This window comes from Pseudomonas oryzae (genome assembly GCF_900104805.1).
GTDB classification, from domain to species: Bacteria; Pseudomonadota; Gammaproteobacteria; order Pseudomonadales; family Pseudomonadaceae; genus Geopseudomonas; species Geopseudomonas oryzae.
In genome coordinates, this window is sequence record NZ_LT629751.1 from 3,521,074 (window position 1) to 3,534,878 (window position 13,805).

Sequence of the window (13,805 nt, forward strand, 5' to 3'; positions counted from 1 at the left end):
TCCTCACCCTCACTCCAACGGACAGGCTAGTGCCAGGCCACGAAACACCAAGTCGGGCACGACATCTGCTGCCGGGCATAGGTCAGCCACCAGCCCTGCATCTCCGCCGGTGAGCAGCACTTCGAAGTCCGCTCCCAGCCAGTCACGGGCCAGTCGACATTGCTCCTCGACAAAGCCCCTGAGCATATGGAGACAGCCGCGCTCCACCGCTTGCGCCGTGTTGTGTCCGGGCGCCAGATCCTCTATCACCTGCACCACCTCGCCATCCTCATAGCGGATACGCCGCGTATGCGTACGCAGCTGCGCGCGCATCAGAGGAAGTCCAGGGCAAATATAGCCCCCCAGATGCTGCCCCCTGGCATCGACCAGATCGGCAGTGACGGCCGTACCGAGATCAATGACCAGACAGGCCTTGCCTGCCAGATGATAGCCAGCCACTACAGCCAGCCAGCGGTCCAGTCCCAGGCGCTGATAATCGTCATAGCCATTGCTGACCCCCATGCACGAGCGAGCAGGCACTGCCTGCCTGACACTGAGGAGATAACGCGTGGCCAGCAGATCAAGCAGTTGGCGGGTTTCTCCCTCGCTCCGAACACTGACTATGCGGCACCAGCGCAAGGCTGCGGGATCCACGCACTGCAGCGCATCGAGCAGCTCGCGGTCCGAGGCTACACTCCCGGCATGCACGGGTGGCAGACCGTCGCTCTGCAGGATTCGCCACTTGATCAGGCTGTTACCGCAATCCAACTCAAGAATCATCCTGCAGCCTCAAGCTCAGCTCGCCACCACTGAATACCTGTTCGGCACCACCGACCATCAGGCGCAGCGCACCGTCTCCGGTAACCCCAAGCACCGTCCCCTTGACCTCATGTACGCCACTGATCAGTCGCACCTCGCGCCCCTGCCAGAGATGCTGAGCCTCCCAGTCATGATGGAACGCCGCGAAACCGTGCTCGCGGTGTACTGCCAGCATTCGGCCAAGCTCCTCGGCCAAGGCCGCCACCAACTCGCACCGGTCTATCAGACTACCTGTCTCCAGCTGTATGGACGTCCATGGCTGGTCGATCTCGCTACCTGTGAGCATATTGGCATTGATGCCAATACCAATGATTACATTGCATGCATCCGCTGGATCGCCATTAAGCTCCAGCAGGATGCCGGCAATCTTCTTTCCTGCCGCCAGCAGGTCATTCGGCCACTTGAGGCCGAGGTCGACAACCCCTGCCTGGCGCAGGACGCGCAGGACAGCCAAACCGACGACTAGGCTCAGCGCCTGCAACTGCGTGGACGAGCGATCAACCCGAATCACCAGGGAGAAGTACAGGTTGGCTCCGTAAGGACTAGCCCACTGCCGCCCCCGGCGCCCGCGTCCGGCGGTTTGCGCTTCAGCCAGCACCAGGAACGGCGGCTCCTGACCTGCGAGCAGCCGGATTGCCAAGGCATTGGTCGAATCTACCTGCTCCTCCACGCACACCGACATTGGCGCTAACCGCGCCTGCAGGATGTCGTTGGCCAGCAGGCTTATGGGGCGCTCGAGTCGATAGCCCTTGCCGCGAACCTTGAACAGGGACAACCCGGTCAGTCTTTCGAGGAGCTGCAGCTGCTTCCATACCGCGCTTCGACTGATTCCCAGTGCTGCGCCAAGCTCTTCGCCGGAATGGAAATGTCCATCTGCCAGCAGACGCAATAATTGCAAGATAGGCACCCCCAATCAGCCAAGGCGCATCATAGCGGCCGGAGTAGTCACGCGCAAAATTCCGCCAAAATGCGAAACCCCGACCAGCATGAGCTGATCGGGGTTTCTGTATAGGTGCTTGACGATGACCTACTCTCACATGGGGAAGCCCCACACTACCATCGGCGATGCGTCGTTTCACTGCTGAGTTCGGGATGGGATCAGGTGGTTCCAACGCTCTATGGTCGTCAAGCAATTCGGTTGGGGCATCGCCGTGGCGCTACCCCGAATCGGGTACGTGATAGTCGTATTCGGTAATTTGCGGTTCTGCAAGCTTTCGGCCTGTCTCACGCAAACAATCAGATTGTTTGGGTGTTATATGGTCAAGCCTCACGGGCAATTAGTACTGGTTAGCTCAACGCCTCACAACGCTTACACACCCAGCCTATCAACGTCGTAGTCTTCGACGGCCCTTCAGGGAGCTCGAGGCTCCAGTGAGATCTCATCTTGAGGCAAGTTTCCCGCTTAGATGCTTTCAGCGGTTATCTTTTCCGAACATAGCTACCCGGCAATGCCACTGGCGTGACAACCGGAACACCAGAGGTTCGTCCAACCCGGTCCTCTCGTACTAAGGTCAGCCCCTCTCAAATCTCAAACGTCCACGGCAGATAGGGACCGAACTGTCTCACGACGTTCTAAACCCAGCTCGCGTACCACTTTAAATGGCGAACAGCCATACCCTTGGGACCGGCTTCAGCCCCAGGATGTGATGAGCCGACATCGAGGTGCCAAACACCGCCGTCGATATGAACTCTTGGGCGGTATCAGCCTGTTATCCCCGGAGTACCTTTTATCCGTTGAGCGATGGCCCTTCCATACAGAACCACCGGATCACTAAGACCTACTTTCGTACCTGCTCGACGTGTCTGTCTCGCAGTCAAGCGCGCTTTTGCCTTTATACTCTGCGACCGATTTCCGACCGGTCTGAGCGCACCTTCGTACTCCTCCGTTACTCTTTGGGAGGAGACCGCCCCAGTCAAACTACCCACCATACACTGTCCTCGATCCGGATAACGGACCAGAGTTAGAACCTCAAGATTGCCAGGGTGGTATTTCAAGGATGGCTCCACGCGAACTGGCGTCCACGCTTCAAAGCCTCCCACCTATCCTACACAAGCAAGCTCAAAGTCCAGTGCAAAGCTATAGTAAAGGTTCACGGGGTCTTTCCGTCTAGCCGCGGATACACTGCATCTTCACAGCGATTTCAATTTCACTGAGTCTCGGGTGGAGACAGCGCCGCCATCGTTACGCCATTCGTGCAGGTCGGAACTTACCCGACAAGGAATTTCGCTACCTTAGGACCGTTATAGTTACGGCCGCCGTTTACCGGGGCTTCGATCAAGAGCTTCGCTTGCGCTAACCCCATCAATTAACCTTCCGGCACCGGGCAGGCGTCACACCCTATACGTCCACTTTCGTGTTTGCAGAGTGCTGTGTTTTTAATAAACAGTCGCAGCGGCCTGGTATCTTCGACCGGCATGGGCTTACGTAGTAAATACTTCACCCTCACCGGCGCACCTTCTCCCGAAGTTACGGTGCCATTTTGCCTAGTTCCTTCACCCGAGTTCTCTCAAGCGCCTTGGTATTCTCTACCCGACCACCTGTGTCGGTTTGGGGTACGGTTCCTAGTTACCTGAAGCTTAGAGGCTTTTCCTGGAAGCATGGCATCAACCACTTCGCATTCTAAAAGAACGCTCGTCATCAGCTCTCGGCCTAGATTTCCCGGATTTGCCTAAGAAATCAGCCTACCACCTTAAACTTGGACAACCAACGCCAAGCTGGCCTAGCCTTCTCCGTCCCCCCATCGCAGTAACTAGAAGTACAGGAATATTAACCTGTTTCCCATCGACTACGCTCTTCAGCCTCGCCTTAGGGACCGACTAACCCTGCGTCGATTAACGTTGCGCAGGAACCCTTGGTCTTTCGGCGTGGGAGTTTTTCACTCCCATTGTCGTTACTCATGTCAGCATTCGCACTTCTGATACCTCCAGCGAGCTTCTCAACTCACCTTCACAGGCTTACAGAACGCTCCTCTACCGCTCATCCAAAGGATGAACCCGTAGCTTCGGTGTGTGGTTTGAGCCCCGTTACATCTTCCGCGCAGGCCGACTCGACTAGTGAGCTATTACGCTTTCTTTAAAGGGTGGCTGCTTCTAAGCCAACCTCCTAGCTGTCTAAGCCTTCCCACATCGTTTACCACTTAACCACAACTTTGGGACCTTAGCTGACGGTCTGGGTTGTTTCCCTTTTCACGACGGACGTTAGCACCCGCCGTGTGTCTCCCACGCTGACACTTCCAGGTATTCGGAGTTTGCATCGGTTTGGTAAGTCGGGATGACCCCCTAGCCGAAACAGTGCTCTACCCCCTGGAGTGATACGTGAGGCGCTACCTAAATAGCTTTCGAGGAGAACCAGCTATCTCCGAGCTTGATTAGCCTTTCACTCCTATCCACAAGTCATCCCCTACCTTTTCAACGGGAGTGGGTTCGGTCCTCCAGTCAGTGTTACCTAACCTTCAACCTGCTCATGGATAGATCGCCCGGTTTCGGGTCTATACCCAGCGACTAAACGCCCTATTAAGACTCGCTTTCGCTACGCCTCCCCTATACGGTTAAGCTCGCCACTGAATATAAGTCGCTGACCCATTATACAAAAGGTACGCAGTCACCTAACAAAGTAGGCTCCCACTGCTTGTACGCATACGGTTTCAGGTTCTATTTCACTCCCCTCTCCGGGGTTCTTTTCGCCTTTCCCTCACGGTACTGGTTCACTATCGGTCAGTCAGTAGTATTTAGCCTTGGAGGATGGTCCCCCCATGTTCAGACAAAGTTTCTCGTGCTCCGTCCTACTCGATTTCACTTCAAGGACCCTTTCGCGTACGGGGCTATCACCCACTATGGCCGCACTTTCCAGAGCGTTCCGCTAAAATCCAAGAAGCTTAAGGGCTAATCCCCGTTCGCTCGCCACTACTAAGGGAATCTCGGTTGATTTCTTTTCCTCAGGGTACTTAGATGTTTCAGTTCCCCTGGTTCGCCTCTTGCACCTATGGATTCAGTACAAGATACCCGGCTTGTGCCGGGTGGGTTCCCCCATTCAGAGATCTCCGGATCAAAGTCTGTTTGCCGACTCCCCGAAGCTTATCGCAGGCTACCACGTCTTTCATCGCCTCTGACTGCCAAGGCATCCACCGTATGCGCTTATTCACTTGACCATATAACCCCAAGCAATCTGCAATCCGAAGATCCGATTTCCTGCGGTCATTGTGCGTGAATACGACATTCGCCGAAAACTTGCGCTTGAACTCGCAAATTTTACCTTGACGTGGATGAGTGCAGTGAAAACACTCACCCAGTCTACTTCTATCACTTACCCGAATTTTTAAAGAACGTTCTGGCGCAAAGACCAGAAATCAGTATTCCTACATCAGCCGCACCTGGCGAACTGACTGAATACTCATTTCTGAGCTTTCGGCGATTAAATGGTGGAGCCAAGGAGGATCGAACTCCTGACCTCCTGCGTGCAAAGCAGGCGCTCTCCCAGCTGAGCTATGGCCCCATCTTTCGATCGGCCTGCGCACCACGACAATTGGTGGGTCTGGGCAGATTCGAACTGCCGACCTCACCCTTATCAGGGGTGCGCTCTAACCAACTGAGCTACAGACCCAATCGCCTTTCGCGAGTGAATCAAGCAATTCGTGTGGGAGCTTATGAAGAAGCTGGGATCTTCGATTAAGGAGGTGATCCAGCCGCAGGTTCCCCTACGGCTACCTTGTTACGACTTCACCCCAGTCATGAATCACTCCGTGGTAACCGTCCCCCCGAAGGTTAGACTAGCTACTTCTGGAGCAACCCACTCCCATGGTGTGACGGGCGGTGTGTACAAGGCCCGGGAACGTATTCACCGTGACATTCTGATTCACGATTACTAGCGATTCCGACTTCACGCAGTCGAGTTGCAGACTGCGATCCGGACTACGATCGGTTTTGTGAGATTAGCTCCACCTCGCGGCTTGGCAACCCTCTGTACCGACCATTGTAGCACGTGTGTAGCCCTGGCCGTAAGGGCCATGATGACTTGACGTCATCCCCACCTTCCTCCGGTTTGTCACCGGCAGTCTCCTTAGAGTGCCCACCATAACGTGCTGGTAACTAAGGACAAGGGTTGCGCTCGTTACGGGACTTAACCCAACATCTCACGACACGAGCTGACGACAGCCATGCAGCACCTGTGTCTGAGTTCCCGAAGGCACCAATCCATCTCTGGAAAGTTCTCAGCATGTCAAGGCCAGGTAAGGTTCTTCGCGTTGCTTCGAATTAAACCACATGCTCCACCGCTTGTGCGGGCCCCCGTCAATTCATTTGAGTTTTAACCTTGCGGCCGTACTCCCCAGGCGGTCAACTTATCGCGTTAGCTGCGCTACTAAGTTCTCAAGGAACCCAACAGCTAGTTGACATCGTTTACGGCGTGGACTACCAGGGTATCTAATCCTGTTTGCTCCCCACGCTTTCGCACCTCAGTGTCAGTATCAGTCCAGGTGGTCGCCTTCGCCACTGGTGTTCCTTCCTATATCTACGCATTTCACCGCTACACAGGAAATTCCACCACCCTCTACCGTACTCTAGCCCAGTAGTTTTGGATGCAGTTCCCAGGTTGAGCCCGGGGCTTTCACATCCAACTTGCTGAACCACCTACGCGCGCTTTACGCCCAGTAATTCCGATTAACGCTTGCACCCTTCGTATTACCGCGGCTGCTGGCACGAAGTTAGCCGGTGCTTATTCTGTTGGTAACGTCAAAACTGCAGGGTATTAGCCAGCAGCCCTTCCTCCCAACTTAAAGTGCTTTACAATCCGAAGACCTTCTTCACACACGCGGCATGGCTGGATCAGGCTTTCGCCCATTGTCCAATATTCCCCACTGCTGCCTCCCGTAGGAGTCTGGACCGTGTCTCAGTTCCAGTGTGACTGATCATCCTCTCAGACCAGTTACGGATCGTCGCCTTGGTGAGCCATTACCCCACCAACTAGCTAATCCGACCTAGGCTCATCCGATAGCGTGAGGTCCGAAGATCCCCCACTTTCTCCCGTAGGACGTATGCGGTATTAGCGTTCCTTTCGAAACGTTGTCCCCCACTATCGGGCAGATTCCTAGGCATTACTCACCCGTCCGCCGCTGAATCAGGAAGCAAGCTCCCTTCATCCGCTCGACTTGCATGTGTTAGGCCTGCCGCCAGCGTTCAATCTGAGCCATGATCAAACTCTTCAGTTCAAATCAATCCGGGTTTTGAGAAAACCCTAAACTTGGCTCAGCAATCGCAAAAAACTCTCGAATTCACGAGTGTTGCTTGTGATGCTGATAATCTTGCGATCACCAGTCTTACCCCACAAGCACCCACACGAATTGCTTGATTCAACTTGTTAAAGAGCGTTTCGATCAGACTCTGCGGAAGCTTTCGTCTCAACCGAGGCCGCGCATTCTACAGCAGCCTTTTAACCTGTCAAGCGACTTTCGAAAATTTTCTTTTCGATTCAACCGCTTGCGCTTCAGCGCAGCACCAGGCCACCGAAGCGAGGGAGATGAATCATACAGCAACCGGAGCCACTGTCAACCTCACCTCCGCAGCGCCATCCGCTTCGCGGAACAGCGCCGGCAAGACCGAAGCCTTGCCCCTCCCGACCACAACCTGAAGATAACTCCTTGATTTTCAAGGACTTTCAGCTCGTCGCCGGGAGTGGTGCGCATTATAGGGCGGCAAATCTGGGCGTCAACGCTTTTTTCACTCGGCGCGCAGCTCGATGCGCGCGAACGCCTTCTTGCCCGCCTGGCAGACATGCACCACACCGGGCGCGAAGACGAAATCGCGATCCACCACGACGCCATCCACCTTGACGCTGCCGGCATTCAACATGTCCCGCGCAGTGGCGGCATTCTTGGCCAGACCGGCCTTGTTCAGCACCGCCGCGATCGACAGCGGCTCAGCCGAGACCAGCACCACCTCCGGCAGATCTTCCGGCAGCTCACCATCCTTGAGACGATTCCCTGCCGAGCGATGCGCCGAAGCAGCCGCCTCTTCGCCATGGAAGCGACTGACGATCTCTTCGGCCAGCTTGATCTTGATGTCGCGTGGATTGGCACCGCGCTCCACGTCGCGACGGAACTCCTCGATCTCCACCATGGGGCGGAAACTGAGCAGCTCGAAGTAGCGCCACATCAGCGCATCGGGAATGGACACCAACTTGCTATACATCACCCCTGGCGCTTCCTGGATGCCGATGTAATTGCCGAGCGACTTGGACATCTTCTTGACGCCATCGACCCCCTCCAGCAGCGGCATGGTCAGGATGACCTGGGATTCCTGGCCGTAAGCGCGCTGCAGCTCGCGCCCCATCAGCAGGTTGAACTTCTGGTCGGTGCCGCCCAGCTCCACATCTGCGCGCAGCGCCACGGAGTCATAACCCTGGACCAGCGGATAGAGGAACTCGTGGATGGCGATCGACTGATTGCCCGTATAGCGCTTGTGGAAGTCGTCGCGCTCGAGCATGCGCGCCACGGTGTACTGCGACGCCAAGCGAATGAAATCCGCCGGTGACAGCTGATCCATCCAAGTGGAATTGAAGGCCACTTCGGTCCTGGCGGGATCGAGGATCTTGAACACCTGCGCCTTGTAGGTCTCGGCATTCTCCAGCACCTGCTCGCGGGTCAGCGGCGGGCGAGTCGCGTTCTTGCCGCTGGGATCGCCGATCATGCCGGTGAAGTCACCGATCAGGAAGATGACCTGATGACCCAGCTCCTGGAACTGGCGCAGCTTGTTGATGAGGACGGTGTGCCCCAAGTGCAGGTCGGGCGCGGTCGGATCGAAGCCGGCCTTGATCCGCAGCGGCTGGCCGCGCTGCAGCTTGGCCACCAGTTCCGCCTCAACCAGAATCTCTTCCGCGCCGCGCTTGATCAGCGCCAGCTGTTCTTCGACCGACTTCATGGAGCTGCCCATATCCACAGAAAAAAGGGGGCAGACACGATACAAGATCGCAGGAAATTTACAAAGACTGGGCATCTGGGCACGGCCGTGCATCGCGAAACTGACAGCCGCGGTTGCCTCAAAGGTCGTTCGGTTATAGCTTAGGGGGTTATTGCACCCGAAAGAACCCTACCCACCATGACGGATACGTCCAGGAACACACCCCCATACCCGCGCAGCCACCTGCTGGCTGCGAGCGGCATTGCGGCGCTGCTGAGCCTGACCCTGCTGGTGTTTCCCAGCAGCCAGGTAGAGGCCAAGAAGGCCCTGCTGTCATTCGACATTCAGAGCCCCAACACTCTTGTGAATGAAGACGCCAGCACCGTCAGCGCAGTCACCCCCGACACGCCTGACTCGGCAAGCGCCGACGAACGGTTGTCAGAAGCGGCTGCCGAGAAGCCCCGCGAGCGCGTGGTCACCGTAACCAGCGGCGATACCCTGTCCAGCATTTTCGCCAAGGCAGATCTGCCCGCCGACACCCTGCACCAGTTGCTGAGCGACAATCGCAATGCGACGCAGCTGACCCGAATCAAGCCGGGCCAGGTCTTCACTATCGTCCGCGACGAACAAGGTCAGCTCGAATCCCTCAGCTCGCGCCTGAGCAGCCTGGAAAGTGTGCACGTCACCCGCACGGCCAAGGGTTTCAGCGTCAAGCACGAGCAGATCAAACCGGCCGTTCGCCAGGCCTACGCCCACGGAACCATCGACAGCTCGCTGTTTCTCGCCACCAAGCGTGCCGGACTGCCGCACTCGCTGGCCCTCGAGCTGGCCAACGTCTTCGGCTACGACATCGACTTCGCTCTCGACATCCGCGATGGCGACGAATTCGAAGTGCTCTACGAAGAGCAGGTGATCGATGGCAAGGCCGTCGGCACCGGCAACATCCTGGCGGCGCGCTTCAGCAACCAGGGCAAGACCTACACCGCCGTGCGCTTCACCAACCGGCAGGGCGGCAGCAGCTACTACCGCGCCGATGGCAGCAGCATGCGCAAGGCCTTCATTCGCACGCCGGTCGACTTCGCCCGTATCAGCTCGCGCTTCTCCAGCGGCCGACTGCATCCGGTGCTGAACAAGATCCGCGCTCACAAGGGTGTCGACTATGCCGCTCCGCGCGGTACGCCGATCAAGGCGACCGGCGACGGCAAGGTCATCCTCGCCGGGCGCAAGGGCGGCTACGGCAACACCATCATCATCCAGCACGGTCAGCGCTACCGTACCCTGTACGGCCACCTGAACGGCTTCGCCAAGGGCATCCGCAGCGGCAGCCAGGTCAAGCAGGGGCAACTGATCGGTTACATCGGCACCACCGGCCTCTCCACCGGCCCACACCTGCACTACGAGTTCCAGGTCAACGGCGTGCATGTCGACCCGCTGAGTCAGAAGCTCCCCATGGCCGATCCGATCGTAGGCGCCGAGCGCAAGCGCTTCCTCCAGCAGAGCCAGCCGCTGCTGGCGCGCATGGACCAGGAACGCGCCTCGATGCTGGCGCTGAACAAGCAGTAAGGTATGCCGCTCTATCTGGGAGTGATGTCCGGAACCAGCCTCGACGGCCTGGATGTCGCCTTGGTCGAGTTCGAAAGCGCGCAACCGCTCCGGCTGCTCGCTTCGTGCTACACACCGATGCCGACCGAGCTGGGGCGACAGCTGCTCGCCTTGTGCAGCAGCGGCGAGGACGAGATCGCCCGCGCGGCCCTGGCCGAGAACGCCTGGGCGGAACTGGCCGCCCAGGCCATCGGCCAGCTGCTGCAGCAGGAGCGGCTGGCCCCCGCACAGATCCGCGCCATCGGCAGCCACGGCCAGACCATCCGCCACGAGCCGCAGCGCGGTTTTACCGTGCAAATCGGCAATCCGGCCCTGCTGGCCGAACTCACGGGCATCAGCGTGATCGCCGATTTCCGCCGCCGCGACGTGGCCGCTGGCGGCCAGGGCGCACCGCTAGTGCCCGCCTTCCACCAGGCGCTGTTCGGCAGCACGCGGCCGAGGGCCATACTCAACGTCGGCGGCTTCAGCAACCTCACCCTGCTGGCCCCCGAACAGCCGGTACGCGGTTTCGACTGCGGCCCCGGGAACGTCCTGCTCGACGCGTGGATCCACCATACCCGCGACGAGACTTTCGATCGTGACGGCGCCTGGGCCGCCAGCGGGGGCGTTGACCAGCCTCTGCTGCAGCGCATGCTGGCCGACGATTACTTCAGCCGACGCGGCCCGAAAAGCACCGGCCGCGAGCATTTCAACCTCGCCTGGCTGCTCGCCCACCTGCAGCAGCAGCCACAACTGGCCGCTGCCGATGTCCAGGCCAGCCTCCTGGAACTGACCGCCAGCAGCATTGTCACTGCCCTGCTCGACAGCCTGCCAAACGCGGAAGAGTTGCTGGTGTGCGGCGGCGGCGCGCACAACGGCCGCCTGATGCAGCGCCTGAGCGAACTGCTTCCCGGCTGCCGGGTTGCCAGTACTGACAGCCACGGCCTGCCCGCCGACTGGATCGAAGCCATGGCCTTCGCCTGGCTGGCCCACTGCTGCCTGGAAGGCATGCCTGCCAGCTGCCCCGAAGTCACCGGGGCCCGCGGACCGCGCATCCTCGGCGCCATCTATCCGGCCTGACTGAACGCACCAACGAAAAACGCCGCGCTAAAGCGCGGCGTTTTTCGTGAAGCTTGCCCGGCTCAGATCGAGAATGACTGCCCGCAGCCACAGGTAGTGGCGGCATTGGGATTCTTGATCACGAAGCGCGAGCCTTCCAGCCCCTCCTGGTAATCGACCTCGGCTCCGGCCAGATACTGGAAGCTCATCGGGTCGACGACCAGGCTCACGCCGTCACGCTCGACCACGGTGTCCTCTTCGTCCTGCTCTTCATCGAAGGTGAAGCCGTACTGGAAGCCCGAGCAGCCGCCACCGGTAACGAAGACGCGCAGCTTCAGGCGCGGATTACCCTCTTCCTCGATCAGGCTCTTCACCTTGTTGGCCGCTCCCTCGGTGAACAGCAGAGGGGTGGGGGTGAAGGTTTCAATGCTCATGTCCAAACTCCAGGCGTACAGCCATCTTGCAGCACAGAGGCGACGCATTATCGCTCACCGAGCGAAACGGTCAACTATTAGGTGGCGCGCTACGACCAAACAATACCCATGCAGCGCCGTCGGCGCGTTCTTGAGCAGATTTTGCCGCAAACCGCGGCGGTTTACTGCAGCTCTGCCCAACGAAACTGGCGCTCCAGCGGCTGGTGCTGCCCTTCGACTGCAGCGCGAATCCGCACCTCCTGGGGCTCGAAGCCGTCCGGCAAGCGCAATTCGGCCAGATCCGCACCCTCGGGGACAGCCTGGAAGTGACGGAAAGCGAACGGCAACTCGCCTGCGCTACCATTTCCCAGCTCGCCCAAGGCAAGCACGCTAGCCCTGCCCTTGAGGCGCCCCCGCAGCTCGACCTGCAGACTCCCGCGCAGCGGCTGCGCATCCGAGCCGATACGCCCCAGCAGGATCCGGAAACGGAAACGCCCGGGCTCCTCGGTCGCCTGCAGCTCCAGCGAACGGATCTGCAGCCCCTCGCGCTTGCCGGCCGGTGCCACCACGTCCTGGTAGGTAGCCAGCTCCTGCTGCAGGCGGAAAATCTGCTCCTCGAGCAGCTTGATCGTCTGGCGGTTCTGCTCCTCGGCCTGCTGCGCCAGGCTCGCCCCGCTCTCCATCACCGCCTGCTGGCGGCGCAGGCGATCCAGCTCGGCGCTGCGCAATTGCAGCTGCTCGGCCTGGACACGGGCCTGATCGATCACCCCCGCCAGGCGGTGCTCGCTGTGCCAGTAACCGGCCAGATAGGCCACCGGCAGCGCCAGCAGCAGCGCGACCGGCACCACCCGCCGCCCGCGTCGCGACAGCGTGACACCGCCGGGCAGATCCATCAGGGCAGCAGGGCGGCGTGGGACAGGCCCATGCGCTCGTCCAGCCCGAACAGGATGTTCATGTTCTGCACCGCCTGACCGGAGGCGCCCTTGACCAGGTTGTCGATCACCGACAGCACCACCACAAGGTCGCCGCCCTGCGGCCGGTGCACGGCGATGCGACAGACGTTGGCGCCACGCACGCTGCGGGTTTCCGGATGGCTGCCGGCCGGCATCACGTCGACGAACGGCTCGTTGGCGTAGCGCTGCTCGAACAGCGCCTGCAGATCGACGCTGCGGTCGGCCACGCGCGCATACAGGGTGGCGTGGATACCGCGGATCATCGGCGTCAGGTGCGGCACGAAGGTCAGGCCGACCTCGCCGCCGGCGGCGCGACGCAGCCCCTGGCGGATCTCCGGCAGATGGCGGTGGCCCTTCACCGAGTAGGCCTTCATGCTCTCGCCGGCCTCGCACAGCAGCGAACCGACGCTGGCGCCACGTCCGGCGCCACTGACGCCGGACTTGCAGTCGGCGATCAGGCTGGACGCATCGGCCAGGCCGGCCTCCAGCAGCGGAATCAGGCCGAGCTGGGTCGCGGTCGGATAACAGCCGGGCACCGCGATCAGGCGCGCACCCTTGATCGCCTCGCGATTGACCTCGGGCAGGCCGTAGACGGCCTCCGGGAGCAGGTCCGGCGCACCGTGCGGCTGGCCGTACCACTGGCTCCACTCCTCGGCGTCCTGCAGACGGAAGTCGGCGGACAGGTCGATCACCCGGGTGCCGGTGGCCAGCAGCTCGCCGGCCAAGGCGTGAGCGACGCCGTGCGGTGTGGCGAAGAACACCACGTCGCAGGCGCCCAGACGAGTCACGTCCGGCACGCTGAAGCGCAGCTCGTCATAGTGACCGCGCAGGTTGGGGTACATGTCGGCGACACGCACGCCCTCCTCCGAACGCGAGGTGATCACCTCCACCTGCGCTTGCGGATGCTGGGCCAGCAGACGCAGCAACTCAACCCCGGTATACCCGGTCCCCCCAACAATGCCGACCTTGATCATCTCGTGTCCCCGCGGGCCTTCTGTGGAAAATATAGCCACCCATGATACGGCCGTGGCGGAGCCCGGCCAACCGCAGGATGACGGCGCAGCGACGCTGCGACTACCATCTGCGCTGCCTCCATCCGAGAAGGACTCCC

The 13,805-nt window shown here is 59.7% G+C and carries 8 protein-coding genes, 2 tRNA genes and 3 rRNA genes; 2 read left to right on the top strand and 11 right to left on the bottom strand.

The genetic code is table 11. The features are described from left to right. Positions 1-9 precede the first annotated feature (9 nt). From BLT78_RS15920 to tyrS, 8 genes are all read right to left on the bottom strand, one after another. The gene (locus BLT78_RS15920; protein WP_090350253.1) at positions 10-759 is read right to left on the bottom strand and encodes a type III pantothenate kinase; all 750 of its coding nucleotides are present in this window, start codon (positions 757-759) and stop codon (positions 10-12) included. Further along, complete coding sequence (birA, locus tag BLT78_RS15925; RefSeq protein ID WP_090352357.1) at positions 749-1,699, bottom strand: bifunctional biotin--[acetyl-CoA-carboxylase] ligase/biotin operon repressor BirA; 951 nt, start codon at positions 1,697-1,699, stop codon at positions 749-751. Before birA ends, BLT78_RS15920 begins: the two co-directional genes overlap by 11 nt. A gap of 113 nt (positions 1,700-1,812) precedes the next feature. Then, positions 1,813-1,928: ribosomal RNA gene (gene rrf, locus BLT78_RS15930) — 5S ribosomal RNA — on the bottom strand. Between the two features lie 126 nt (positions 1,929-2,054). Next, positions 2,055-4,946, bottom strand: a 23S ribosomal RNA gene (locus tag BLT78_RS15935). Positions 4,947-5,214: 268 nt separating this feature from the next. Further along, positions 5,215-5,290, bottom strand: a tRNA-Ala gene (locus tag BLT78_RS15940). 31 nt (positions 5,291-5,321) lie between these two features. After that, positions 5,322-5,398 (bottom strand) — tRNA-Ile (locus BLT78_RS15945). A 66-nt stretch (positions 5,399-5,464) separates the two neighbouring features. Continuing rightward, a 16S ribosomal RNA gene (locus BLT78_RS15950) occupies positions 5,465-7,001 on the bottom strand. Together the 16S, 23S and 5S rRNA genes with 2 tRNA genes alongside form the textbook arrangement of a ribosomal RNA operon. A gap of 508 nt (positions 7,002-7,509) precedes the next feature. Next, entirely contained in the window at positions 7,510-8,709 is a 1,200-nt protein-coding gene (gene tyrS, locus BLT78_RS15955; RefSeq protein ID WP_090350255.1) for a tyrosine--tRNA ligase, read from the bottom strand. Between the two features lie 177 nt (positions 8,710-8,886). Between tyrS and BLT78_RS15960 the strand changes: the two genes are divergently transcribed. Continuing rightward, the gene (locus tag BLT78_RS15960) at positions 8,887-10,251 is read left to right on the top strand and encodes a peptidoglycan DD-metalloendopeptidase family protein (protein ID WP_090350258.1); all 1,365 of its coding nucleotides are present in this window, start codon (positions 8,887-8,889) and stop codon (positions 10,249-10,251) included. Positions 10,252-10,254: 3 nt separating this feature from the next. Then, positions 10,255-11,349, top strand: a complete 1,095-nt coding sequence (locus BLT78_RS15965) for an anhydro-N-acetylmuramic acid kinase (protein WP_090350259.1) — start codon at positions 10,255-10,257, stop codon at positions 11,347-11,349. Positions 11,350-11,411: 62 nt separating this feature from the next. Here the strand turns inward: BLT78_RS15965 and erpA are convergent, their stop codons facing one another. The 3 genes from erpA to argC form a co-directional block, all read right to left on the bottom strand. Then, on the bottom strand, positions 11,412-11,762 hold the full coding sequence (erpA, locus tag BLT78_RS15970; protein ID WP_090350261.1) for an iron-sulfur cluster insertion protein ErpA: 351 nt from the start codon (positions 11,760-11,762) through the stop codon (positions 11,412-11,414). Positions 11,763-11,923: 161 nt separating this feature from the next. After that, positions 11,924-12,634: a DUF6776 family protein gene (locus BLT78_RS15975; protein ID WP_090350264.1), complete on the bottom strand. Its 711-nt coding sequence runs from the start codon at positions 12,632-12,634 to the stop codon at positions 11,924-11,926. Next, positions 12,634-13,668 carry an N-acetyl-gamma-glutamyl-phosphate reductase gene (argC, locus tag BLT78_RS15980; RefSeq protein WP_090350267.1) on the bottom strand — a complete coding sequence of 345 codons (1,035 nt, stop codon included), beginning with the start codon at positions 13,666-13,668 and terminating at the stop codon, positions 12,634-12,636. Before argC ends, BLT78_RS15975 begins: the two co-directional genes overlap by 1 nt. Between the last annotated feature and the right edge of the window lie 137 nt (positions 13,669-13,805).